We start from the raw sequence: 24,074 nt of genomic DNA on the forward strand, positions 1-24,074 counted from the left end.
CCCACTATGAGTAAGGGTGGGTTGCCTTCTGCCTTCTGCCTCCTGCCTTCTGCCTTCTGAATTTTTTCTTGCTATCGAGCCAATGAAATAGTATTTTAATAATGGGAAATTATAAAAATTTTTAATAAAACAAGTGTAAATAGACGGTAGCGTGAATTTCCTACTCTTGATTTCCGACTTTTGTCTGAGTAGGCAAAATTCGATTGAGATATTGCAAAATGGCAAGGGTGATGACAACACTAAAGGAAAATCCTAACCAAAAGCGATCGCTAACGATTCGCGGTTGATCTAGTGCCCAACCCCCCAAGGGTGGACCGATAAAATAGCCAATAGCCCAACACAGAGAGTTGATGGATAAATAAACCCCACGTTGAGATTCGGGGGCTAAGTCGGTGACTAATGAAGAGGCTGAGGGGATGAAGGAAGTTATCGCAACGGCAAATATTGCCAATGCCAAAGCTGCCCAAACTAGATTATCGGTTTTAGCAATGCCACAAGCCCAGATGAAGCTGAAACCAATTGACCACAGCAAGGAAGAAAAGGTAAACGCGATTGTGTGAGAAAAGCGTTTTAAAACACGGGCTACGGGTATCTGTGAGAGAATAGCGATCGCTAAATGCAGTGCGAAAAGGGCACTAATAGTAGTTTCCGAAAATCCTTGTCCTGAGTTCCCAACTGACACAAAGTTTTTAAAGTAGATGGGGATGGTGCTGTGTAGTTGGGAAAGGTAGGTGGTGAAGATGATATTCAGGATAATGTAGACCAAAAAAGGGCGATCGCTTAATGCTGCCATCCAAGAAGCTATATGTTCCGTCTTCTGTGATTGTCTCATGTCTGGTTGACGGGTTTCGGCGATCGCCAGATAAATTACTGCAAAAAATACAATAAAAGAAATCGCATCAATAATAAATAGCGATCGATAACTGCCAGTAGTCGTGACCAAAACGCCACCTAAGACAACTCCCATCCCCAAACCGATGTTATCTGCCAGTCGCGTAATCGCATAAGCTTCACGGCGATTTTCAGTTGGTGTCAAGTCGGCAACAACGGCTTCATTTGCGGGCCAGTATAAACCCAAACCTAAGCCTGTAATTAAGTTACCGATTACCAAAGTAGCAAAATTGTGGCTTGCAGATAATACTAAAGAACCAATTGCCGAAATTGCTGCTGAAAACAACAATGTGCGTCTGCGTCCCCACGATGGAGAATCAACACCAATACCACCTAAAATTCTGCCTGCGATCCCAGAAATCGACGCGCTACCCAAGGCAAAACCGACACCGGTTGAAGATAAACCGACTTTGTTCACGAAAAAAATCGGGGCATAAAACAGGGTAAAGCCTGTGCCCATTTCTAACAAAAGTCTACCAACTGCCAAAATCCAAACTTGGGGATGAATCGGCGGAAACCATGATGGGAACTGGAACTTGGGCGGAAATTTCAACGATCGCTATTGCTCAACTTTTGTTAGTTATAAGTTTAAAAAATTATTTTTAATTTTTAATCTGTCAAAGGGGCTAAATCGTCTTTTTTGTAATTCTTATCATTCATGCTGATTTTCCTAACTAATTCCACAGAGTTTCCACAGCTATTTTACAGGTTTTCCACAACCGCTTTACGGTTTCATCGGCTCTTGATGACGATCGCTTAATTTTTGAGTGTTAGGAATACTTGACTTAAAAGACTGAGTTTTTATAAAGATATGTAACAGACAATAGCCTACAAGCCTGATTATTTCGTAGTCATTTGGTTTGGAACAACTGATTTGTAACATTTCGCAGCATTGACAAACCTACCCCCTCTTAGCGCACAATGATTCGGCTTGCTTTTGTAATCGGCAGTGGATCTGTGTAAAATTACCCAGTTGTTGCCTTGTGATTGTTGGTTAGACATTCATACGGTGTGTTATTCACACCCTTAGTAACGTGTACTTTATTGATTAACCTGATAGGGGGAAAATAGAAATGAACGCAACGGTTAGCATATTTACAGAAATTCCGGAAACGCTCCACGAATCCCTCAAAATTTACTTAGAATCACATCCGGATTGGGATGAAAATCGAGTATTAACGGCGGCGCTGTCATTGTTTTTGCTGCAAAATGGAGATGGCGATCGCCGCACGGCTCGCGTATATCTAGAAACTTTATTTCACAATTGATAAGTAAAAATGCGGTGCAAGCGATCGCTAGAAACAGCTAAAATACAACACCTCACCATCGCTCTTGGTGCTGTTAACCGGGTTTCCTCAGGTTTATTTTTTGGTTAGAGTATAGTCAGATGGCGATCGTTCCCAAAGGCGTTCTTACTGTAGTTAACGCCTGCATTGCCACTGACGACCCTACCTCAAAGAAAGGAAAATGTTATATAAAACTCTCAATCTTCCCTAAATTTAACTATTAAAACTTGAAGTGATTTATACAAAGTGCGATGGCATTTAGCAGTCGAAGCAAGTCAAATTTACCTGACAATTGCTCAAATTGAAACTAAATCGACTTGAATGACAGTTAACAACTGTGAAAGCTAGACGCACCCTATTTAAATTTTAAATCAATAATTTCCCAAAACTGTCTGGCTGTATTTGTGTAGTAAATACATCAATGACGTATCTTTGGGCGTACCTTCGTGTGAATGAACGCTGTTCATACCAAATAAATTCACTCCTTCAGTGAATCAAAAGTCAAGAGTCAAAAAACTCAAGACTCTTGACTCAGGACTTGGTATCTGACTGCGGCTGAGTAGGACATTCAAATTTATATCCTACGCCACGTACAGTCTGGATTAGTGCTGGCTGACTAGCATCGACTTCAATCTTCTTGCGAATTTGACCGATATGGACATCCACAACGCGCTGATCGCCGACGTATTCATAGTCCCATACCTCTTGGATGAGTTCGGCTCGACGCCAAACTCGACCCGGATGGCTGGCTAAAAAATGCAACAAGTCAAATTCTAGAGCAGTTAAAAGTACTGGTTGGGTGTTAAGTGTTACCTCTCGGCGTACTGGATCAATCATCAATTTTTCAAATACCAGGCGTTTCTGTTCTGCCGTAGTCACAACCCGCTGACGCCGCAAAATGGCTGCTACTCTGACTTCTAACTCTCCCAGACCAAATGGTTTGGTGAGATAGTCATCAGCACCTTTAGCAAAACCGCGAATCTTGTCAGCTTCGTCTGCACGGCTAGTCAGCATGAGAACAAAGACACCGTTACGGCTTTGCATCTCTTGGCAGAGGTTAAACCCAATTACATCTGGTAAATTCACATCTAGAATCACCAAATCAGGGTTAAATTGCTCAAATAAAGCTATGGCAGTCTTACCGTCTTCGGCAGCCTCTACTTGATAGCTTTGCTTAATCAGAAAGCGTTGAATTAAATTACGAACCGCAGGGTCGTCATCAACTACAAGAACTTTGGCAGGAGCCATGACCATCACTTTGCACAAAAAATCATAGGATTAACAAGGGTCGCCGCGTAAAAGGGTGGTTTCACGGGGATAATAACAATCTACAAGTTTAAGATATTAATTTCCCGATCGCCCAAGTAATAGTGTAATCAGGATTCTGGACAATTAGAACGCGAATATTCTTCTTACTGCCAGTGTTGCACCGAAGTGAAGATGTTTAACAAGTCAAGTTATTTGTGTCCAGTAAGCAGATGTGACCCGCATTCGGTAGGCTTTGGGTGCATAAGAGACATTTTTGTGATTTGAGTTGCGTGGTTATTTAAAACGCTTCAATCTTAAATCCATATGTAGCTGAATGCCACAAACCATTGGAAAACTAATTATTTAAAATGCCAAGGTACGGTGAGATGCAAAATCCGAAACAGAAAAGTTAATTTTTTCATCAAGGATGCCTTTTAGGTATTTTTAGCTTAAATTCCAGATTAGAGCTAGAACTGGGCAACGACATGAGGGGATACACTGAGTTATAATAATATGTTAAAGTTAGTATAGTTAAATTTTCCAGGTCGATCATATCGCTCCCCGTGTTACTATCCTGGTAGGACATAGAAATCGAGCGAAACTTAACATTTCGACCGAGATAAAAACTAAAAAACCGTTTTTTCTTCAAAAAAAGGCTGCTGCCAACTAAGGCTATACGTAATAAACTCCCGTCAGGAACCCTATGCCTTTAGGCATAGGGCTTGCATGAGAAATCACGCCCGCCATTCTGACCCGACCACCTAGTAATAGGTAGCCGTTATTTGAGTCACGACACCTTGGGATACGCAGCCAGTCCCCAGCTCTGTCGCTTGTAATTAAACAGTTCTAAGGTAACTGGAACAGTGTTGCAAGCCCAACAAGCTCTTATAACTGGTCAAGGCTAACTTTACCCCGAAAGGGAGGGACGAAAGTCCAAACATTATGCGTACAGGATTGGGAGACTTGAAATGGTAATTGTCCCGTTGAAAGTGCAACACAAAGGTACACCGAGTTAAACAATCCCAGGACGGTAATGGTATCTAAACCCAATATAAAGCCGTCCTATAAGGACGGGGTTTCTACCCAATTTTCTGATGAGCGATCAAAATCCCTACGAAAAACTTGGGGTATCTGAAGATGCTAGCTTCGATGAAATTCAAGACGCTCGCAATCGCCTGTTGGAGCAATACAGTGGCGATACAAAGCGTTTAGAAATGATTAACGTGGCTTACGATGCGATTTTAATGGATCGCTTACGGATGCGCCAAGAAGGTAAAATCAAAGTACCAGAACGCATTCGGTTTCCTGAACGCCTCGTGCAAGCACCAGCGAAAGAAAGTCCCACCAAGAGCGAAAAACTATCAAGCGCTTGGCTGCAACGAATCATTGATAAACCAACCCCTCCAGATGTGTTGTTACCTGGAGCTTGGTATCTGGGTTTGAGTTCTATTAGTGTGTTTTACCAAGCTGGGGGCGATCAGGTTTTACAGTTGGCATTGGTGCTAGGTGTTGGTATAGGTATTTACTTTCTCAATCGCAAAGAAGGCAAGTTTGGTCGAGCAGTTTTGTTGACTCTGCTCGGCTTAATAGTAGGTTTAATTACTGGGGGACTAGTTGCTGGGTTACTTGTGCCGCAAATGACATTTATCAGTATGACGGCAAATCAGTTTTCTACTGTGCTGACGTTTATATTGTTGTGGTTGATTAGCAGCTTTCTGCGTTAAGCGTGCTTGCTGTTTGATGCCGATCGCTCTAAAAGAAAATCCACAGCCGCGCTCAAATCCTTGACAATTAAATCAGGGTTGTATACTGCCAATTGAGAGCGATCGCGGATGCCACACTCTACAGCCATCACCTTGACACCGTGATTTTTAGCAGCGGTGATGTCGGCTTCTGTATCCCCTACCATCCAAGTATCAGCAGCTGTTGGTAGTTCTGCTATTGCCCGTTCCATGAGTAAAGGTTTATCATCAATGTCGCGGGTTTTCACGTAGTCGTTGGTTAAGCAATAACAACGATTTTCCGGGAAAAACCTGGCTAAATCATGTTTTTTAAAGGCATAGTCAAGTTCACGTACTCGACGCATTGTCATCACAGCCAAATCGATCCCAGCTTCTTGAATTTTTAACAGTGCTTCTACAGCGCCTGGGGCAAGGGTATCATAATCAAAGTAAGGCTCTGTATGCACGGTTTGTCGTCGCAATTGAGCAAATTCTTGTGCTTGTATTTCGTCCAAACCGGAATTTAAGGCAATTTCTTTTTCCGGAACACGCGATCGCTTCAATTGCCAAAAATCCGCTTTAGAAAGTTCTTGTACTGCTTGGTTTGGACGGAGTGTCTTCTCCAGACAGAATTGATAAACGCGGTAGTACCGTTCGGAAACATCAATAATCGGACCGTCGAAGTCTGTAATTAGTCTTAACATTTAGGGAAATGTAAATTTTATTTACAGACTAGCTTAAATCCTATTATCTTTTCAATTCAAGCTACCGCGTTTGATTTGTTCCTTTTCAATCGCTTCAAACAAAGCGCGAAAATTACCTTCACCAAAACCTTGAGCTTGAAAACGACGCTCAATAAACTCAAAGAAAAAGGTGGGCTGTCCGAAAATTGGCTGAGTGAAAATTTGTAGCAGTACTGCTTTTTGAGTATCTTCTTTCCAGTCTACCAAAATTTCATGTCTGGCGATCGCCTCCAGTTCTAGGGCTGAAAGCGGCAGTTTTTCTCTCTGTTTTAGCTGGGAGTAATAGGTTGGAGGAACTGGAAGTAAGGATAAACCACAAGCGCGAAAAAGAGCGATCGCATTCACAATATTCGGGGTTTGCAAAGCGATATGTTGAATTCCCGCTCCCCGGTTCACATCCAAAAACTCTTGAATTTGAGAATGAGCCGAAGCTGGTTCATTAATTGGCAATTGTACACCGCCGTTACGTGAAAGCATAACTCGGCTGTGCAAAGCAGAGCGATCGGTTTTAATTTTAAACGCTTGTTGGGGTTCAAAATCGAGAACCTCTTCATACCAAGCCACAGCACGTTCTAAATCACCCGCTGGCACGTTTAGGACGATGTGATCTATCGCGGTGATGGAAGAGGGGGGCAGGGGGGAATGGGGGGATGTGGGAAATGAGGGAGAGGGGGGGAGGGGGAGAGAGGGGGATGTGGAAGAAATTCCTCCTTGTCTCCCTTGTCCCCAAGTCGTCCCCTTGTCCCCAAGTCGTCCCCTTTCTATCAAAGTATGAGTCAAAGAACCCCAAGCGGAGATTTTGCCCCACTTGATGTATTCTTGACTTTGTTGGTATTGCTGAATCGGTTGTAGGACTTCGGCATTGTGTTGTGCAGCGAGAGCGATCGCTTTTTCGACATTTTCGACATCAAAAGCGACATCTGCCACACCAGGGGGATGCTGACGCAGAAACTCAGCGACTGGACTTGTGGGTAAGAGTGGTGAAGACAGCAAAAAGCAGACAGCACCACTTTTGACTACTTTTGTGCAAGTGTGAAACAATCCGTTTGTCAAGGTTAGGGGGATCATATAATCTGTTACTGCTTGAAAGCCGAGATGGCTGACAAACCAGTCTTGCCAAACGAGTGCATCTTCTACGTAGAAATGGACGTGAGCAATTTTCATAAATTACGAAAATCCAGCGTAATAGCTTATCTGTCTCTAGATTTTGCCTTTTTTGCCGGATTTTCAGGTCTTTCCTAAGCTAGAATTAAGTAAGAACAGCTTTGTTTTTGACCCCAAAAAACATAATATGTCAGGAAAGGGAGTGAATGTGACGCGGTACTCATGATTGAGTCGCTTCGCCAACGCACCGACAATGACTTTATCATGCATTGTGTTGTTTACATTTATTCACATCATACATAATTAAGGGTGAAAACGAGCGTTTTTTTAACGCAAAGGGACGCTGAGGTAAGCGCAGAGTAACGCTGAGTGAATGCTGATGAAATGCGTGAAATTTTTTACTAAGCTGTAACACTCTTAGTTTGACGTAGTGCTACATGCCAGCGATCGCCTGTTTTTTGTAGCTCCAAAGAATCGCATGATTGCAAAAATTTCATATAATTACCACTTAGATGCAAACATTTGATTTGGTTAGTAATCGATTTACCATATTGTTGACTAAATTTGCTACCTAAAATTCCAATGCAAATGTAGCTATTAGAAGATTGAGTAGTTAACTTTTTTATAATATTCTTCAGCGCTTCTTCCAAATCTGTTTTGGAATTTATGCTCGATAATGATGCTACATTAGTTTGTTGAACGTCGTCATTGCTGGTATCTACTTGCTGCACTTGATTTATTTCAAACAGCGTTACATATAATTCAGACTGCTCACTCATTTGGTGAACTACAAACTCGGTGGGATAATTAACAAAAATATCTCTTGCTTTTTTACCGGGAAGATGCTTAGAGACAATTTGAGTGATAGTTAATTGGTATTTGTCTTTAAACATCTGAGAAAGAGTAGCAAGTTCTACCCAACAGTTTTCAGTACGCTTTTGTTCAACTTTAATTAATTCTTTTAGTTGATGAATAAATTGTTCAATTGTTGGTATTTTTGGTAATATATTCAGAGAATAATTGTAATTTTTACCTGTAGAGATATTAACTACTGTTACATTGTTTCCTTGCTTGTTAACCTGATACACTGTTAATCCATTTTGCTGAAGATGGTTGCACAGGTTAGTCATTACCGTGTCTGAGGAACAAACTAAAACTTCCTTGGCTTTTGGATAATGCTCATGAATTGACGAACCAAAAGCTATCATTTTTCCATCAGCATTGTCTTTACCTGCGGGGACATGAATTAAGTCGTAGCCACGCTGATGAAATTCAATATCTAGTTTACCCATGCTGCGCCAATTGGCAAAGGCAATTTTAACTTGAATCGGACAAGTGCAAACTGTTGTTAAGAATTGTTCAGTTTCGGCATTTATTTGTAAGTTTTCTGCATCTAAAAGTAAAACTGCTATTTTTGTTTGCGACAAAGAACCATTAGTTACTATTTCCGATGATACTGGCTTAATTGTGTTGAGGCTGTTTGAACCATTTAACTCAGGTTTTGCCGGATTTAGTAGACGAATGTCTTCAATTAATTTTATTAATATTGGTGAGTTGAAAGATTCAGGAATTAATAAAACTTTTAGAAACCCTTGCAATGTATTAATTAATGTGTCCCAGTCGTTACTTTGGCGAAGTATTTCGGTTAATTTTGCTGTTAAACTAAATTGATGGCGGCTATTCCAAGGTACGTTTCTATATTTTTCCAGTAATAATTCTGGTTGCTTGTCTTGAATGGCAATAATTGCTTGACCAACATAGAAGCCGATTTTGTTGAAGAGAGCAGAATCATAAGTTGTTAGCAAAAGTTCCATAGTTGACAAGCACGCTACAGTAGGACATCCAGGCTCAGATTATCATCATGTTATATCTGGGGAAGAAACAATCTGAGATCCGTGAAACTGCTTAAGGTAAATGTTAATACTTACTTAATCTTTTTACCAGGCTTTTCTTATCCATTTTAGTGCAGAATTAACTCTGTCACTTCTGCTTCTTCATTTTTGACAAAGGTTATTTGGGCATAAACTAGCGTGTATAAATATTCAGTTTCCGATTCTGGGTAGATTTCAGCTTGAGATTGTGCAGTAGCTTGAGTAAAAATTTGGTCATTTTTTTGGTAATTGTAATGATGAAGTTAGGAGCTATATTATGTCCGTTTAATTAACAGTAATAAAAACAACGCAACCGTCGTAGAGACGTTCCGGCGGAACGTCTTTACAAGGATTCATACATCAATTCAGCAATGCCCTTTTCGTAAGTCCTGTTAAAAAATAATATGTTTGCCAGAATACGTCGTCTTTTCAGTCAGTTTTTTAGTAATTCAAGAACAATCAACAACGAACCACTAAATAAAGTGAGCTTGATTGTCATTATTTTGATTGATATTTTTATTTTAATCAATGTTTTTACGGGTTTGGATGATATTAGCAAATGGCATCTGAACCCGACTCAGGTTTATCCATGTTACTCCGAGTGGAAAAATTACCGGACAGGAACTGGGAAAGATAAAGATTATGAAATTTTAAAGCTTTCACTAACATATAATACTATCAATTCACCATCATTACAGCAAACTTATCAACAACCACAAACAGGACATCTAGGTAAGGTTTCTGAAACATGCCTGAATTATGCAACTTATAAAGATAAGATTAAAAATTCCGAAAATCAGCAGCAAATCATCAAGAGCATTGTTCGGAAAGAAGCAGACATTAATTCACTTGAACAAACCAATCGTAATATTCGCGCTCAATATGACTCAACGCTCTTAGAAAAAATAGCAGGTCAAGCTCGTGGGCAATCAATTAATTCAGTTGGTGCTGAAAAAGCTAAACAGGAGTTAGACCAAAACAGCAGAAAAATTTCTAATCTGAAAAATGAAATTTCTAATTTGAAAAATGTACTGCTTGCAAAACCAGAAAGCGTTAATTTTATAGCTTTCCTTAAGGATAACGATAAATTTACGACAGTTGAAAAGGGCTATAAACAAGCGTCATTTTGGTATCCTAGCATTCAGCTTGCTTTTCAGTCTCTGTTTCTTTTACCGCTGATTATTGTTGCTTTATCAAGTTATAAATTTGCTCAGAGGAGAGGATATGGACTCATCTCACTAATTAGCTGGCATTTGCTGGTTATCTTTTTTATCCCGCTATTACTTAAAGTATTTGAATTTCTGCAAGTCGGTGCAATATTTAAGTTTATCTTTGATATCGTTAGCACCTTTTTTGGTGGTTTACTTTTCTTAGTTAGTTATGCTTATGTGTTGCTGATTCCACTTATTGGTTTTGGAATTATCAAGTTTCTCCAAAACATTGTCTTTAATCCTAAAGTCCAGGCAGCTAGCAGAGTTCAAAAATCACGCTGTATTAATTGTGCGAAGAAAATTCAGCATCATGATGTTTATTGCCCGCACTGCGGTTATTATCAATACGTTGAATGCCAAAACTGCCACAATCTTACTTACAAAAATTTGTCACATTGTAAACATTGTGGACACCCTCAAAATTCCAATAATTTGTAATTGATGGTGTTTTCAAAAGATAAAAGCTAAAAGGATTTTGGGCTTAACTGAACGGTATTGAGGTATAGTAATATTTTTTTCAGATACCCGACTTCTCTAAGAAGTCGGGTATCTTTGTTTTTCTCGCACAATTTTTCCAATTCTCAAAATCAATGCTTTTAGTTGTGAGCTTCTTTTTTGGCTATTATTTCTTGTGATTGCAAATCGCTGTTACTACCAATAATTGCTTGCAATATATTCCCTACTAAAGTGAAAATTGCTGCAACTAACAACACGAGCATTAAACTAGCAAGTGCAGCAAAGGGAGAAAGGATAAATAAGAGTAAGAAGGCAAAGATTAAAGTCGATAGTAATGTCTTATTCATGGTTTTTACTTTTAATGGCTGCTGTTCTCAACATAAACAGCTAAGTCAATAGGTTTGCCTCATCTATAAGAAGTAATTATTCCTCTTTCTTTAGTTGTAAAATAAGAATGGTTCGCCTTGAAGATATCTGTTACAAAACGCCTGAGTGACGTAGGGTACAGTTTGTAATAAGTAATCGTGTTCGTTGGGATTTGAGACGTGAAATGCAAAATTATTTATTGTTGCGGCGATAAAAAATGCCTCTAATATATTTTCATAGTCATCAGGCAATAAGCGCACGCTTTGATAACCATTGAGGAACGCTCTACGGTTTTCACTCTTCAGATGTAGCAGTGTGGAGGCAATATCATAAAGATAATAACCGAAGCCACAACGTGAAAAGTCGATCGCTCGTGCTTTATCTTCATGAAAGATATAATTGTTTTCGTTTAGGTCTGCGTGTATCACACCCCAACAAGAGCGCGTTTTTCCTAACGCTGTCATCATTAGAGCAATTCGCTTGACTGTTGTCTCCAGCACTGCAAAATCAGCGTCAGATATTGTCAAAAGATGCAGCTTCATCAGTGAGGTTTGTAGTTCCTCCCAGTCGTATTTTGGTCGCACGAAGCTTAAAGGTAACTCCCAAAAACTAGTGTGTTGATGCAATCTTGCCATTAATTCGCCAACTTGCCAAGCTTGGTTCGGTGTGGGTTGGGTACTGATTTGGCAACCGTCAACCCACTGCATTAAAGTACAATTGAGCGGTGGTTTTCTATCAATTTTTACAGAGGTGACGAAGGTGCTGTTTTTGTTTTGCACTGGCTTCGATACTATTAGGTTGGTATCGCGATGTAATGCTGATAGCCACAAAAGTTCTGATTGAATTACGTTGTGTTGCTGCCAAATTGAATCGCTTTGTTGGGCAACTGGGTGATGGATGCGGAGAAGGAATTTTGCTGGTTCGTTACTGTTTGTTGATGTGGTGTCACATGTTTCTACGCGAAAGGTTACGTTTTCGCTATGACCAAGGAAAAATAATTTTGCATCGGTGATAGTGTATTGAGTTAGTGCAGTTTGTGCGAGTTGGTTCCAGTCCATTTTAATTTATGAAAATGAGGTATGGACTAAGAAAGCGCTGAAGCGCTTACTACGTAATTTTTTATTTTTTCGTTTATCTCATGAATTTGAGGCTTTCTATTTGTTGGGTAAATCCATCGATGAAGATGCTTAAGATTGTGCGTTTTCGGAGTTTGATGTTGACACTTACTGACATACCTGATTGAAGAGGTAATTGTTTATCTTTAAGTGTAAGTGCTTGCTGATTTAAACGTACTGTGACGGGAAAGCTGTAGTAGGGACGAATTTCGGTAGGTGGTAAAGCATCGGAACCAATTGATTCTAGGGTTCCTTTAATATCACCAAATTCGCTAAAGGGAAAGGAGTCAATTCTCACGTCTACAGGCATTCCTGCTCTGACGAAACCGATGTCTTTGTTGGTTAGGAATACTTCGGCTTTGAGAGAGTTTTCTGGGACAACTTTGAGAACGGGTTCGGTGGAATTTGCCACAAATCCAGGGTTACTGGCTTTTAAATCAAAGACTTTACCATTGACTGGGGAACGAATTTCTTGATAATCTAAAGAAACTTGGTTTTGACTGATTTGATTATCCATCTCGGCAATGTTTTTTTCGTTTTCAACGATCGCCTTTTTTAATTGGCTGTCTATTTCTGCGATGCGTTTATCATTATCGGCTATTTTCGTCCACAAGTCTTGATTAGACGCAGACATGGTATTTTGCAGACGTTCCCCTGATTGTGCGATCGCTAACTTTAAACGTTCTCCTTCTTGGGTTAACTCATCGACATCTGACTGCTGAGTGCTAACTTGCTGCTCTTGCTGTAAGTATTGTAAGCGAGCGATCGCACCTTCTTTAAATAATGGTTCTAAGTCTTTGAGAATGCGGGAATTAATTTTTAACACGTTTTTCGCATTCGCCAATTTTACCTGATTTTGTACCACCTGCTTTTCTAATTGCGAGGCTTCTAACTTGACTGTAGCAGCTTTAGTTTTCAGTTCTTGCTGATTGGTTTGCAAGCGTAATTGCTGATCGGCTGTCAGATTTATTCCTGACGATTTCCCCGAAAGTTGCACTCGATAAAGTTGATTTTCTGCAACTAAACCAGCACGGTTTTTCGTTAATATTGCGATCTCTTCAGGCAATTTTATCTGATTTGTCGCCGGTACGCGAACTTTATCACTCATTTGGGATTGATAAAATTGATTTTCTTGTAGTAAATTCTTACGAACTTTCTGTAAGTAGACTTTTTGCGCTTTTTGTGCAGTGTGATCAAGACGCAATAGCAAGTCTCCTTTCTTAACTTGTTGACCGTCTTTAATATAAACTTCTTTTACCAAACCATTCAGCGGTACTTTAACTTCTCTTACCGTTCCTTGTGGTTCTAGTTTGCCAGTTGCCGGAATCGCTTCTTCAATTTTAGCAACAGCAGACCAAATTAGCGTGAAGCTAGTTACACCAACAATACCCCAAAGTACTGCTCGTGATAATATAGGCGATCGCTGTAAAATTACAGGTTGGTCAAATTCAAAATTCATTGGATTTTGTTGGTTGATAGTTGATAGTTGATGGTTGATAGTGGTTGGTTGATAGTTGATGGTTGATGGTTGCTGATTATTTTACTAACCACTAACTACTAACCACTAACTACTAACCACTATCCAATTAAAGTTGTGCTTCTTGTTGTTGATATAAACAGTAATAACGACCTTTTTCACTCATTAATTGTTGATGGGTTCCTTGTTCAACTACAAAGCCTTGATCGAGCATTAAAATCAAATCAGCATTGCGAATTGTGGTGAGACGGTGGGTAATAAAGAAAACTGTACGTCCTTTAAATGCTTCGGCTAAATTTAAACAAACTTGCCGTTCTGATTCGTAATCTAACGCGCTGGTAGCTTCGTCGAGAATGAGCATTTGCGGGTTTTGGAGGATGGTTCGAGCGATCGCTATTCTTTGTCTTTGTCCCCCAGAAAGGGATGCTCCACGTTCTCCAACTCTGGTATTGTAACCGTTAGCTAGGTTCATAATGAACTCGTGAGCAAAGGCAATTTTCCCAGCTTCGATAATTTCTTCTGAGGTTGCGTCTGGATGATTTAATGCGATATTGTCTTGGATTGTTCCATCAAATAAGAGCGTATCTTGTGGTACAATGCCAATTTGTTTTCTTAAAGAATAAAGTTCGACTTTGTTGATGTCGTAACCGTCGATTAAAATTCGACCTGATTCTAAAGGATACAAACGTGGCAGAAGTTTCATCAACGTACTTTTGCCGGAACCACTTTGACCAACTATCCCGATAAATATACCAGCGGGAAATTCTAAGTTGATATTATTAAGTTGTAGCGGACCGCTGGGATTGAAGCGGAAGGATACGTTATCATACTTGACTGAACCCTGAATCATCGGCATGGGAATGTTACCGCGATCGCTTTCGGAAGATTCTGTAGGTGAGTCGATAATATCGCTTAATCGTTCCAAAGAAAGAGCCGTTTCTTGGAAGTTCTGCCATAGTTGCGTTAATCGCAGCAATGGACTGGTGACGTAACCTGCTATAATTCTAAAGGCGATTAATTGCCCTAAAGTAAGTTCGCCTTTGAGTACTAAATAAGCTCCTACCCACAATACTAATAAACCGGAAAGTTGACTTAAGAAGTTGCTGGTTGAACCTGCTGCGGTGGAAGTTTGAACTGTTTTAAAACCGGCACTGACATAACGAGCATAACGTTCTTGCCATTGCCAACGCGATCGCAATTCGATATTTTGCGCTTTTACTGTTTGAATACCCGATAGCACCTCAACTAAATGAGATTGCGCTTCGGCATTTCGTTCTGCTTTTGTTCGCAGTTGTCGTCGAACAATTGGCGAAACTGATGTTGTTAGGAGTACGAATAATGGTAATGTGGAAAGTGCTACTAAACTCAGTAGCCAACTGTAGATAAACATTACCACAATATAAATAACTGAAAATACCGCATCTAAAACGACTGTTAAAGCTGTGCCGGTTAAAAATTGACGAATATTTTCTAATTCATTTACTCGTGTTGATAATTCACCTACTGGACGACGTTCAAAGTATCGTAAAGGTAAACGTAGCAAATGGTCAATAATTTGCGAACCGAGTGCTAAGTCTATTCGATTGGTGGTATCGACGAATAAAAATGTCCGAATACTAGTTAGGATTGCCTCAAATACGGCAATGACTATGAGAAAAATCCCTAAGACTTGCAACGTATCAGCGCTGTTCTGCACTAAAACTTTGTCGATAATAACTTGGGTCATTAACGGATTTGCTAACCCAAACAATTGGACAAAGAATGAGGCAATAAATACCTCTATTAGTACTTGACGATATTTGTATAAAGAAGGTAAAAACCAACTTAAACCAAACTTTTGCTGTGGTGTATATCTAGTTTGTTGCAGCAGCAAAACGGGAACGGTTTCTTTGGGAGATTCATCTAATTTAGTTGCCGACTGTAGCAAGATGCTGGCAACGTCTGCGGTTTTTTGCCGTAAAACTCCAACTTCGGGAATTCCTAAAACGATCGCTTGAGGATTGATTTCGTAAAGTAGGGCAAAACTATCTTGCCATTGCACAATCGCTGGTGCTTGGAGTCGTCCGACGGCATTAACTGGTAAACTGATAAGTTGAGCGTTTAAACCGAGTGATTCTGCGATCGCTCCACATTGCTGCAACGATAGCGAACCTGTTCGTCGTTCCTGCAAAAGCAAAATCTTACGTAGAACTTCCCGACGAAAAGGCAGATTCAATTGCTTGCTCAACATTTGAAAGCAAGCTAAAACTGCGTCTACTTTACCACTACCGCGCACATATGGATATTTTTTTAGGCTAGAAGTTTCTACCTGTCTTCCTTCTGGTTCATCTGGTGCGTATGGGATATCATCACGGGAAGTGGGGAGAGATAACGAAGAAATTCCCCCTTGTCCCCCTGTCTCCTTGTCCCCTTGTCTCCTTGTCTCAGTGGGGAAAATATTAGTGGGAAAGCCGAGTAAACGTAGATGCTTTCCTTTTGTGGAGTGCGTTTCGGGATTATAGCGGGTAGCAATTATATCAATTGGAATATTTCCCCCACTAATTAACCATAAGCGATCGCTTGGCAATTGGTTTTGAGAATCTTGGGGAAGATTGACAACTACGGTTTCTGAATGAAGCTTCAAAGCTAATTCTTTTAAAGAATTTGAATCACTTGCTTCAAGTAATAACTCATTATCTGCACGACTTTGCAGTTCTGCTGCTAACAAATCAAAGACTTCGATTAACTCCGAACGATTGTTAAAGTAAGATGCAAAAGCTTTTTCTTGTTGTAAAAGCGTGAGAAATTCGGTAGTTTTTATAGTTATACATATGGTTTCACTGGAAGCGATCGCTGTTTCACAACCAACTCCCCGAATCAGTCCAACCCAACCTAAAATATCTCCAGGTTGCAGTAACTTTAAAGTTACCGGCATCTGACTTTTTGGATCGTATCCTAATAATCGCGCTTGTCCTTCAAAAATAATCGAAATGACAGCGGGTATTTTTTCCCGCATGACAATTGTTTGTCCCATGCGATAGCGCAATAACTGCGCTTGTTGCGATACCTTAGATAGTGCGATTTGTGAAAGTTGATCAAAAGGAGCGATCGCTTTGAGAAATGTTTCAGTGTTAACTGTTGTATAGCTCATCTGTTAAAATTAAAAATTAGGCGTTGAATATTAATATTAAATCCCTAATTTATGCTAGAGTCGTTCCGACGGAACGTCTCTACGAGGATTTTTCACCTGCAACCAGAGCGTAAAAATTTTCAATTCATATTTCCATTCAGTAACGCCAAAAATTGTTTATTCAGCAATCAACGCTTTATACTGACTTTGTATCCAATTTTCAAATAATTCATTTAATAGTCGCTGCCGCATTGACTCATTTAATTGAGACTTCATAAACTTTTCTAGCCGTATAATGACGATCCACTCTCCTAAGCGAGTTGGTGGTAAAAGGTTACCGGGTTGACTTGCTGCGAGCATCTTTGCTAAATCTGGATGGGGTACTGATAACTCCATCGGACCGAGTAAACCTCCTGTTTCTGCTTCCGAACCTAAAGAATATTTAGTTGCAAGTTCGCTAAATGACTGTTCCCCTTCTTGAATGCGAAAGTAAAGCTCTTGAGCAATACCAATATCTTTAACTCTAATTAATGAATAGATTACCCGATCTAACTTGGCTTTGCGCTGTAGAAAATAAGACTCTAGTTTATTTTCCCAATTACCTTGTTTGAAGTATTCTAGTTTGGTGTTGCGGGTAATAATATGATCAAGTTGTTCGCGAGATAACCCACGCGATATGAGCCATGTTTCTAAGTCAGCATCGGATGTGAGTTGTTGTTGCTGGTAAAATTGTTGACATGCTTTAAAGGTTTCTTCGGTTGTCAAAGCAATATCAGCGATCGCACAATCGATCAAAACCTCTCGCATAAACTGCGGCATTATTCCATACTGTTTTAGTAAGGAAATAATTTCCCCAGATGTAATTTTACTTAAATGTGTAGCGGCTTGTTGCCAAACATCGCCAACTTGCAAATTCATTGCAGTCATATCAGTTTTTCTTGCGTTTGCCGCTGTCATTTATTACCTTAAGTATTAACGTACCGATAAAAGGTGAAGAAAAGATTATAAATTGGTTAATTTTGTCAAAAGTTAAGAATTAATAATCAGTAGAGACGCGTTAGCGAAGCGCGACGAAGTACAATTTCGCGTCTCTACAAGGGTTTTGATCGCATCTAACTTTAAACTTCTACAAAAGAGTTAAGTTAGGCAAAAATTCCCCCAACGTTACTGCTAAAAGTACTTGCAGATTGATTAGATACAACCGCAAGCAAATCATTACCTGCAAAAATACGCACACCATTAGACTCGTCAGCAAAGGTCAAATCATTCAGCAGGTTGCCCACTATAAATGTACTTGAGCCTAATTCAAAGTTATTAATGGTGTCGTAACCTTGACCTGCTTCTAACACAACCGTAGCTTTTCCAGTACCTAAGTAAACAGTATCTAAGCCAGCACCACTGTTAATGAAGTCACCACCACCATTAGCATAGATAGTGTCATTTCCAGAACCTGCAAAAATTCTATCAGCTTGAGAACCACCATATATAAGGTTATCACCCTCGCCAGCGTAGATAGTATCCAAACCACCATTACCATAAATGGTGTCATTACCAACACCACCTGAGATGAATTCATTACTGGCAGAGCCGTAAATAGTATCATTGCCATATCCACCCAGGAGGGTATCTTCGCCACCATTACCGTAGATGATATCATCGCCACTTAGACCACTGATGACATCTCTAGCATCGCTGCCGTATACAACATCATCCCCTGAGGTGCCAATACTAAATCCGGGAACAGAAGCTTGTGCTGCTATTACTGCGAAAAGCTCACTGGGACTATAGGGAATGTTGTCAAAACTTGGATTCAACGATGCCAAAATATTAGGTGGCTGATCGGGAACAACAATTAGTTGACCTTGAGTTGCTCCTGGATCTGATTCTGTATCAACTGTGATAGATAGAGGAGTTTCTGGGGAGAAGTCTGTCTCACTGAGGTTAATTGCAGCAATCAAGTCCCAGACAGGATTGGGGTCATTTCCGCTCTGAATTATCGTCAGTGCAAAGTCTAAGAACTCTGAGGATAGCACACTTTCGGGAGTGCCTGTAGCCCGCCAAGCTTCGAGATCACCGCGATCAAATGAAATCTGGTTCGTCGCATCAAGAGGAGTCAATTGTATTTTTAAACCCCGCTCTCCTGCGGCAAACACTTCGGAAGCTGCAACCGGATCAACCCAAATGTTAAACTCGGCAACTGCGTTAGTCGCAAACGGTGGTTCTGGCAGTACACCAAGATTTCCCGGTACGAAGACTGCCCCTCCCAGGATTTGCACGACTGCAATATTGTCAATAATTGAGGGGTCAAGACGCAGAGCTTCTGCAATGTTGGTTAGTGAACCAGTTGCCAGAATTGCTACGGGTTCTGGTGAGTTGCGTATTGTTTCCACAATCAGGGAAGCTGCACTCTGGGTCTGGATCGATGGCACTGTATCTGGTAAGGTAACAAACGGTGCCCAGAACGTATCAGAACCTGCTCGAATAAACTCTGGATAGGTGTTATTTCCTGATAAGGGGTCCGGTCTGCCAACTCCAACCGGAATGTCGGTATCTCCCAGTCGTCCTAGCATTCGAGCTAGATTATTGATAAAGCCTTCTGGAGGAAGTGCAATCCCCTGACTAATTGTAATAGCCTCAACGCTGAATTTGGGATTATTCAGTATAAACGCTAGAGCAGTCATGCCATCTTGACTACCATCGTCATCCACGATTAAGGGAATCGGTTTGATTGAATTTACCATTGCTTTTTATCTCCTATAATGAAAAATTTAAGTATTCTAACGCAAGTAAGCATAAAAATAGTTACCAGGCAATTATCTGGTTAATTAGTTCAACTATTTTACGATGTATCAAAATGCGAATCAATTAACTCTTATTTTCATGTCAACTGCGATCAATGTAATCTTACGCAAATATTGACAATTTATTTATAAAATTTTGATGAAGCTGGGGAATAATTTTTACTCCCCAGTCAAGTATAATTATGCGAAGACGGCGCTTTGCTTCAGAAGGCAGAAGTACGAAGGCAGAAGGCACTTATAGAACCCACGTTTAAAAACGTGGGATTGAAGCAAGGACGCTTTGTCGGAACGCGCACTTTCCGCTCGATACAATTCTTTGTTTAAACTGGGCTTTATACCCACAAAGTAAGTTTTTATTAATACTTCTTTCCTTCTGCCATCTGCCCTCTGCCCTCTGCCTTTCTTGTAAGCGCAAAGCTACGCGGAGAATTCGCGCTCCTATTAATGAAATGTTGTACTTAGTTGTTCAATCTACTCCAATTGGTAATTTAGAAACCGCTGTTGAGCAAATGCGGGAAGAACGAATCACTGGCTTAATTGCAGATTATGAAAGTCCTGTTCATTACGTCTGTATTAGTAGCAGCTTTTGAAGTTAGCCATGCTCGGCATGATGTTTTTCTACCTTGGTTACAACAGCGATCGCCTATCTGGTAAGATAAAACGCGGTAAGTGTACTTACTAAACACACACGCTTATTAGCAAAAATTTATTCTAACTATGACTGAACCTGTAAAATCTTACCAACAAACTACCCCAGCCTCTTGGCGATTAACTCCTGGGTACTTGCATGAAGGCTATACAGATTTTGAATCTGTACATATTTTGTTAGGTCGTTTTTTAGCAGACAGAACCTCTGTTAATCCACTATCTGAAAAAGAACTCTTTGCTCCTGACGATAAATTTGAGTGGGGACACGGAAAGCCATTAGAAAAGGTGATTAATTCACGAGAAGACTTTGAGTTTCTGCTGTTGCATCCCAATTTGTTACGCAACTCTATAGTCATTATCGAACCGTGGGAACATGTAGGCGTTAACAATCTTGGTGAAGAAGTTAGAGCTTCTAAAAATGTAGCCTATATTGGTCAAAAACTCGCCGATATGGACTCAATCTTGTTTCCTGCTTGGTCTTGTGGAGTTATCGATCCAGACTTAGTTGTTCCAGCAATTATCTCGGCTTATGCAGTGGTAGTGGAAGGAGGCAACCCATCTGTGTATGATACATCAACTTGGACAAGTCCGGCTTGCCCGCGAGAAGATATGTTTGCGTTAGTGGAAAAATTACTCCTCTCGCGATCGCCTAATACCGCTCCTGCTATCTTTATTTGTGTAGGACATCAGCTAGCTGCTGAATGTCATATCCGACTGATTCGACGAGCAGTCAAAGAAGTTTTGGACACAACATCTTTAGAACGTGACAAGGAGAATAAAGCACTCAAATCACTGCAAGAGGTTGCAGAACGCATTGCAACGACGGGCAAAACACTTCAAGTCAAAAAGCATGATGGACGGGTAGTTGCTTCTGGTTGGAATGATGACCATTTTGCAGTGACGCACAACGAATCAAAAGAAGTTGGCGATCGCGTATTGTTACCTTATCAGTCTCTCGACGGTGAAGTTTTAGGCATTCCTTCGGAATTTATTCATGCTCATGATGTAACTGCTGACAGTCATGAAGGTGTAATTGATACCACAATTCAATATGAGCGTGAAGTATCAATTTCCATGTTTCACTCCGATGAAGTTAACGAAGAGGCGATACTGTTTGCTAACTGGGCTTATCGCAGTATTCATGATGCTATTGTTCCTTATCGACATATTATAGCTGGAAGTGCTTTGGGATGGCTAATACAATTGCCTGACTCTGTGGAGATTTTATGTTCAACGGCAGTTGATGGTGAGATAGTTACACAATGTTCAGCTACTTGTATTAATTACAAAGACTTTGAAACTAAAAAAATTCGCCGTTCTTTTACTTGTCAGTTTCATCCTGAATTGTTATCAGATTTGCGTGCGATCGGTAATCGAGAAGCTCCGTCTTATTCAACCTTGAAAGCAGATGATGGTGTGCGCTTATTTGTCAGGCTTTTATATACAGGAATGCAAGACTGATAAAGAAATGTAAAAAATCGTTTTATATCATGTCCGACAAATCATATACGTAGAGACGTTCCGGTGGAACGTCTCTCCGACGGTTCCAATGTTTTTATTTGCTCAGAATGACAGTATCAAATTATCCCGGACGTGGTAATGAAAGCGATCGCGATCGTCAGCCCAAAAACGTCTGCTGAAAAAGGTGATTATAGCGCTTCTCGTTTGAATCAAATACAGATTTATCTGCGTCGAGGGTGCGTTCATCTGGGTTTCCTTAATTCTTTGATGTATTGCACCCAACTGAGAAGCGCTATAGATGATGAGGAATAGCCCAATGCAACTATAGAGTATGTCACATGAAACACTCCACCCACGGTTCGGAGTTTTCCGCCGACTTCCGATAAAAATACCCTGCCGTAGCCAAGAAGACTAGGGCAGAGTTTTCTTCTAGATTGCGAGTTATCAACTTTAAAAATTTTCACGCCTTGTGAAAAGCTGACTATCAGCAAGTTGATAGCCAGTGCCATTGAAACAAAAATTCAATTGGCGTAGCTGCTCTTGCTCGGTTTGCAGTACTTTAATGCACGGTAATGCCTGACCTCGATTCTCTCCCACTGACAACAAATGCTTATCTGGTGGCAGATTGGAATTCAAGTAACTCAAGAATACCTGAGTAATTGGTTTGTCCTTTCTGAGCCAGTAACCAGTATACAGACATCCCAAAGCACCACAGACATCAGGTGTATTCAAGTTGAAAACTGCGAACCTACCGTCTTTTTGTTCCACACTCCAAGCCAGTATATTTTTAGCAGATACTTTGGCATTTAACTCTGTATTTTCTACAATCACCTGTTCAACGACTGTAGCAGGCACAACATTAGCAGCTTTGTTCCAAGTAACGGTTGCCGCATTTAAGCTACAGCTCCCTAAGCTCATGAGAATCGACAGCAATAAAAAGATGCCCAAACCAATGCGAAACCAATGAACCCAGTAGCGTACCCTCATAGTCGGTGCTGGTAATTGATATGCAGTTGTCTTCAGTGGTTGAGACTGACTAGGGGAGGCGGAGTCAGAATAAACTCCCTTTCCTTCCCCTGTTTGCCCAGAGTGTATTTTTGAATGCAGCTCAGTATCCAGTATTTCTTTTATCTCATAGGGTGAAGTAATAGAGGCAGGACTTACGCAACTGGCACAAGCGATCGCTAAATTTTAGTACATGTGTATTGATATCTGCTTACACAACTGGTACAGAGCGATCGCTATCTAGCAGTACATTTGTATTTCCTGAATGAATTTTAGCTATCGGACTAAGCATGAATTAGTAATACTAATCAATTGTGTAAAGTTGATTGAAAAATTTTCTCATAAAATTAATAGAGGCAGCATCAAGAAAATTCATTTAGCCATGATATTTACTAAACTTAACTATTGCCAATACTTGTTGAGTAGCTGAGGGGGTGACAAAACCCTTTGAACCAAAGACGCAGCAAGGGTTTTGAACGCTTGTGCTATGAAAAGATAAACATCATTTTTTGGCTTTATTGATTCCATTCTCAATAATCACAGCCCAAAAGCCTGATTTTTCTGTTGGGATAGTTTCCCAATTTGTTTTGAGCGTTTCAAGGCTCATCCTTTGATAATCCTTATTTGATAAGGCTTTGAGACGAAGTTGTCACCCCCTCAGATTGAGTAGTCAAATTAATTATACTCTCACAAATTTAGCAGACCATTTAGAACAGATTAGCAATTGATTTAATCAACCGCTATCTGAATAATGAAAAACTAACGCCACGGTTACTTTGGGACAATGTCAAAGACATCATTGAAATAAATAATAACGGATATCTGGTTTTTGATGACACAGTAATTGATAAAAGATATGCGATAGAAATAGAAACAACTAGACGGCAGTATAGTGCGGCGTGTCGGCGGACAGAGTACTCTGTCCGTCGAACCGCCTTGGGAATGAACATGGCGTAATCCAAGGAATTGGAGTAGTGAATTGTATATATGTTAATCATGGGTCTAAGTTCCAGTTTTTGTGCTTGAGAACTTGTAACTGGTAGTTTTCCAATGATACTTTTTATTTCTCGTCTGTGTCCCGTGTTTTCTCCTGTGACATTTAAGGGTAAAAAAACCCCTACGGCATGGCATTACATGCTCCTGCATTTGGCTACGTACTACTTCTTCTATCTTGCCTAAGCTTGTCAGTTCCTCAATCGCAGCGTTTTTGTAGAGTATCTTAGCGATCGCACGAGCGTGTTGAAGTAAAAGTTGGTTTTCTTCTTCAGTCATGCGGTAATGGTTGGGCTTTTAAGGAGGGTGAACCATTTATAAACCTGTTTAATGCACCTTTACTTTCCCAAGAAGATATATTTGCCGCTTTTGAAACTTCGATGAAAAAAGTTGCGATCGCCCTTTTCGGAGTTAACGGAGGGAAACAGGGTTACTACATTGCCAATATATTGGATAAAAAATATTACTATTGTGGTACTCAGTGGGAGGATGTGAAAACAAAGCTGAAGGAATTGGGGATTGGTAGAGACGACCCAATTTAGGATAAAAGTTAGAGAATGAAGGTAGT

Annotated in this window: 17 protein-coding genes and 3 pseudogenes; 6 read left to right on the forward strand and 14 right to left on the reverse strand. The window is 40.3% G+C overall.

Going from position 1 to position 24,074, the window contains the following annotated elements:
• Window positions 1-160: 160 nt before the first annotated feature.
• Window positions 161-1,444 carry an MDR family MFS transporter gene (locus TOL9009_RS0105300; protein ID WP_029631651.1) on the reverse strand — a complete coding sequence of 428 codons (1,284 nt, stop codon included), beginning with the start codon at window positions 1,442-1,444 and terminating at the stop codon, window positions 161-163.
• Window positions 1,445-1,964: 520 nt separating this feature from the next.
• On the opposite strand from TOL9009_RS0105300, the gene TOL9009_RS0105305 reads away from it, so the two are divergent.
• On the forward strand, window positions 1,965-2,159 hold the full coding sequence (locus TOL9009_RS0105305; protein ID WP_029631653.1) for a DUF2811 domain-containing protein: 195 nt from the start codon (window positions 1,965-1,967) through the stop codon (window positions 2,157-2,159).
• A gap of 549 nt (window positions 2,160-2,708) precedes the next feature.
• Here TOL9009_RS0105305 and TOL9009_RS0105310 read toward each other — a convergent pair.
• Window positions 2,709-3,425 carry a response regulator transcription factor gene (locus TOL9009_RS0105310; protein WP_029631654.1) on the reverse strand — a complete coding sequence of 239 codons (717 nt, stop codon included), beginning with the start codon at window positions 3,423-3,425 and terminating at the stop codon, window positions 2,709-2,711.
• Between the two features lie 1,094 nt (window positions 3,426-4,519).
• Here TOL9009_RS0105310 and TOL9009_RS0105315 point away from each other — a divergent pair.
• On the forward strand, window positions 4,520-5,149 hold the full coding sequence (locus TOL9009_RS0105315) for a CPP1-like family protein (RefSeq protein ID WP_029631656.1): 630 nt from the start codon (window positions 4,520-4,522) through the stop codon (window positions 5,147-5,149).
• Here TOL9009_RS0105315 and TOL9009_RS0105320 read toward each other — a convergent pair.
• The 3 genes from TOL9009_RS0105320 to TOL9009_RS0105330 form a co-directional block, all read right to left on the reverse strand.
• On the reverse strand, window positions 5,146-5,850 hold the full coding sequence (locus tag TOL9009_RS0105320; RefSeq protein WP_029631658.1) for an HAD family hydrolase: 705 nt from the start codon (window positions 5,848-5,850) through the stop codon (window positions 5,146-5,148). The genes TOL9009_RS0105315 and TOL9009_RS0105320 overlap by 4 nt on opposite strands.
• Before the next feature lie 51 nt (window positions 5,851-5,901).
• Window positions 5,902-7,053 (reverse strand): 4-hydroxyphenylpyruvate dioxygenase, encoded by a 1,152-nt coding sequence (gene hppD, locus TOL9009_RS0105325; RefSeq protein WP_029631660.1) that lies wholly within the window; start codon window positions 7,051-7,053, stop codon window positions 5,902-5,904.
• Between the two features lie 341 nt (window positions 7,054-7,394).
• A complete protein-coding gene (locus TOL9009_RS0105330; protein ID WP_029631662.1) occupies window positions 7,395-8,807 on the reverse strand; it encodes an NYN domain-containing protein in 1,413 nt (470 codons plus the stop codon).
• 461 nt (window positions 8,808-9,268) lie between these two features.
• Between TOL9009_RS0105330 and TOL9009_RS0105335 the strand changes: the two genes are divergently transcribed.
• Window positions 9,269-10,513, forward strand: coding sequence for a hypothetical protein (locus TOL9009_RS0105335; protein WP_029631664.1), 1,245 nt, complete (start codon window positions 9,269-9,271; stop codon window positions 10,511-10,513).
• A gap of 158 nt (window positions 10,514-10,671) precedes the next feature.
• Here the strand turns inward: TOL9009_RS0105335 and TOL9009_RS0105340 are convergent, their stop codons facing one another.
• The 6 genes from TOL9009_RS0105340 to TOL9009_RS44325 form a co-directional block, all read right to left on the reverse strand.
• Window positions 10,672-10,878 carry a hypothetical protein gene (locus TOL9009_RS0105340; RefSeq protein ID WP_029631665.1) on the reverse strand — a complete coding sequence of 69 codons (207 nt, stop codon included), beginning with the start codon at window positions 10,876-10,878 and terminating at the stop codon, window positions 10,672-10,674.
• 90 nt (window positions 10,879-10,968) lie between these two features.
• Entirely contained in the window at window positions 10,969-11,955 is a 987-nt protein-coding gene (locus TOL9009_RS0105345) for a phosphotransferase enzyme family protein (protein ID WP_029631667.1), read from the reverse strand.
• 73 nt (window positions 11,956-12,028) lie between these two features.
• The gene (locus TOL9009_RS0105350; RefSeq protein ID WP_029631669.1) at window positions 12,029-13,471 is read right to left on the reverse strand and encodes an HlyD family type I secretion periplasmic adaptor subunit; all 1,443 of its coding nucleotides are present in this window, start codon (window positions 13,469-13,471) and stop codon (window positions 12,029-12,031) included.
• Between the two features lie 127 nt (window positions 13,472-13,598).
• Window positions 13,599-16,619, reverse strand: a complete 3,021-nt coding sequence (locus TOL9009_RS0105355; protein ID WP_029631670.1) for a peptidase domain-containing ABC transporter — start codon at window positions 16,617-16,619, stop codon at window positions 13,599-13,601.
• 156 nt (window positions 16,620-16,775) lie between these two features.
• Complete coding sequence (locus TOL9009_RS0105360; protein ID WP_242055657.1) at window positions 16,776-17,555, reverse strand: peptidylprolyl isomerase; 780 nt, start codon at window positions 17,553-17,555, stop codon at window positions 16,776-16,778.
• A 185-nt stretch (window positions 17,556-17,740) separates the two neighbouring features.
• A complete protein-coding gene (locus TOL9009_RS44325; RefSeq protein ID WP_084763129.1) occupies window positions 17,741-19,339 on the reverse strand; it encodes a nucleoside hydrolase in 1,599 nt (532 codons plus the stop codon).
• Between the two features lie 777 nt (window positions 19,340-20,116).
• Here TOL9009_RS44325 and TOL9009_RS0105375 point away from each other — a divergent pair.
• On the forward strand, window positions 20,117-21,508 hold the full coding sequence (locus TOL9009_RS0105375; protein WP_029631674.1) for a hypothetical protein: 1,392 nt from the start codon (window positions 20,117-20,119) through the stop codon (window positions 21,506-21,508).
• A 102-nt stretch (window positions 21,509-21,610) separates the two neighbouring features.
• Here TOL9009_RS0105375 and TOL9009_RS46910 read toward each other — a convergent pair whose 3' ends face one another.
• Window positions 21,611-21,754, reverse strand: a complete 144-nt coding sequence (locus TOL9009_RS46910; protein WP_186227486.1) for a hypothetical protein — start codon at window positions 21,752-21,754, stop codon at window positions 21,611-21,613.
• A 204-nt stretch (window positions 21,755-21,958) separates the two neighbouring features.
• Complete coding sequence (locus tag TOL9009_RS0105380) at window positions 21,959-22,495, reverse strand: hypothetical protein (protein WP_242055658.1); 537 nt, start codon at window positions 22,493-22,495, stop codon at window positions 21,959-21,961.
• A gap of 653 nt (window positions 22,496-23,148) precedes the next feature.
• On the opposite strand from TOL9009_RS0105380, the pseudogene TOL9009_RS50845 reads away from it, so the two are divergent.
• Window positions 23,149-23,508: pseudogene (locus TOL9009_RS50845) on the forward strand (hypothetical protein); the annotation flags it as partial.
• Window positions 23,509-23,511: 3 nt separating this feature from the next.
• On the opposite strand, the pseudogene TOL9009_RS45220 reads toward TOL9009_RS50845, so the two are convergent.
• Window positions 23,512-23,785, reverse strand: a pseudogene (locus TOL9009_RS45220) (ISKra4 family transposase); the annotation flags it as partial.
• Here TOL9009_RS45220 and TOL9009_RS49025 point away from each other — a divergent pair.
• Window positions 23,785-24,048: pseudogene (locus TOL9009_RS49025) on the forward strand (hypothetical protein); the annotation flags it as partial. The pseudogenes TOL9009_RS45220 and TOL9009_RS49025 overlap by 1 nt on opposite strands.
• Window positions 24,049-24,074 lie beyond the last annotated feature (26 nt).

It is taken from the genome of [Scytonema hofmanni] UTEX 2349 (assembly GCF_000582685.1).
In the GTDB taxonomy this organism is placed as follows: domain Bacteria; phylum Cyanobacteriota; class Cyanobacteriia; order Cyanobacteriales; family Nostocaceae; genus Hassallia; species Hassallia hofmanni.

Coding starts and splice junctions, on each gene's coding strand:
- TOL9009_RS0105350 (WP_029631669.1), bottom strand. CDS start 13,471: ATGAATTTTGAATTTGACCAACCTGTAATTTTACAGCGATCGCCTATA.
- TOL9009_RS0105320 (WP_029631658.1), bottom strand. CDS start 5,850: ATGTTAAGACTAATTACAGACTTCGACGGTCCGATTATTGATGTTTCC.
- TOL9009_RS0105360 (WP_242055657.1), bottom strand. CDS start 17,555: ATGACAGCGGCAAACGCAAGAAAAACTGATATGACTGCAATGAATTTG.
- TOL9009_RS0105310 (WP_029631654.1), bottom strand. CDS start 3,425: ATGGCTCCTGCCAAAGTTCTTGTAGTTGATGACGACCCTGCGGTTCGT.
- TOL9009_RS0105305 (WP_029631653.1), top strand. CDS start 1,965: ATGAACGCAACGGTTAGCATATTTACAGAAATTCCGGAAACGCTCCAC.
- TOL9009_RS0105345 (WP_029631667.1), bottom strand. CDS start 11,955: ATGGACTGGAACCAACTCGCACAAACTGCACTAACTCAATACACTATC.
- hppD (WP_029631660.1), bottom strand. CDS start 7,053: ATGAAAATTGCTCACGTCCATTTCTACGTAGAAGATGCACTCGTTTGG.
- TOL9009_RS0105380 (WP_242055658.1), bottom strand. CDS start 22,495: ATGAGGGTACGCTACTGGGTTCATTGGTTTCGCATTGGTTTGGGCATC.
- TOL9009_RS0105315 (WP_029631656.1), top strand. CDS start 4,520: ATGAGCGATCAAAATCCCTACGAAAAACTTGGGGTATCTGAAGATGCT.
- TOL9009_RS46910 (WP_186227486.1), bottom strand. CDS start 21,754: ATGAACGCACCCTCGACGCAGATAAATCTGTATTTGATTCAAACGAGA.
- TOL9009_RS44325 (WP_084763129.1), bottom strand. CDS start 19,339: ATGGTAAATTCAATCAAACCGATTCCCTTAATCGTGGATGACGATGGT.
- TOL9009_RS0105335 (WP_029631664.1), top strand. CDS start 9,269: ATGTTTGCCAGAATACGTCGTCTTTTCAGTCAGTTTTTTAGTAATTCA.
- TOL9009_RS0105375 (WP_029631674.1), top strand. CDS start 20,117: ATGACTGAACCTGTAAAATCTTACCAACAAACTACCCCAGCCTCTTGG.
- TOL9009_RS0105340 (WP_029631665.1), bottom strand. CDS start 10,878: ATGAATAAGACATTACTATCGACTTTAATCTTTGCCTTCTTACTCTTA.
- TOL9009_RS0105330 (WP_029631662.1), bottom strand. CDS start 8,807: ATGGAACTTTTGCTAACAACTTATGATTCTGCTCTCTTCAACAAAATC.
- TOL9009_RS0105355 (WP_029631670.1), bottom strand. CDS start 16,619: ATGAGCTATACAACAGTTAACACTGAAACATTTCTCAAAGCGATCGCT.